This window comes from Vibrio sp. 1249-1, assembly GCF_033340495.1.
This window is the reverse complement of the sequence record NZ_JAWOWJ010001039.1, coordinates 1-545: the sequence shown is the minus strand read 5'-3', so window position 1 is coordinate 545 and position 545 is coordinate 1. Positions and strand designations below refer to the sequence as shown.

General features: G+C 46.8%; 1 protein-coding gene. It reads right to left on the bottom strand.

Translation table 11 applies throughout. The features are described from left to right. The coding region (locus R7Z50_RS30340; RefSeq protein ID WP_318150129.1) for a malic enzyme-like NAD(P)-binding protein at positions 1–545 on the bottom strand (545 nt) is incomplete at both ends.

Genomic DNA, 545 nt, shown 5'->3' with positions numbered 1-545 from the left:
TGGACCAGATACACCTAGGCATAGGTATGCACCTTCGATCACATCTTCTAGTGTGCGCTTGTCTGTATTGGTTGCGAACAGTTGCTTGTACTCATTCAGATCATCACGACGAGTATGGATCACCCCTTTGCGATCCAGCATGTAGATCTTCTCGCGCATTGCGCCACACTTGATAAGCAGCTCCATACACGCAACTGCTGCAGCACCAGCACCAAGACAAACAATCGTTGAATCTTCAAGCTTCTTACCCTGCAGCTCGATAGCATTGAGCATACCTGCAGCTGTCACGATAGCCGTACCATGTTGATCATCGTGGAATACTGGTACGTCACAACGCTCAATCAAACGCTTTTCAATTTCAAAACAGTCTGGTGCTTTGATGTCTTCAAGGTTGATACCACCGAAAGTGTCAGCAATGTTCGCAACCGTATCAACGAACTCGTCGATCGTGCGATGCTTCACTTCAATATCAATTGAATCAAGGCCAGCAAAACGCTTAAACAGTAACGCTTTACCTTCCATTACAGGCTTAGAGGCAAGTGGGC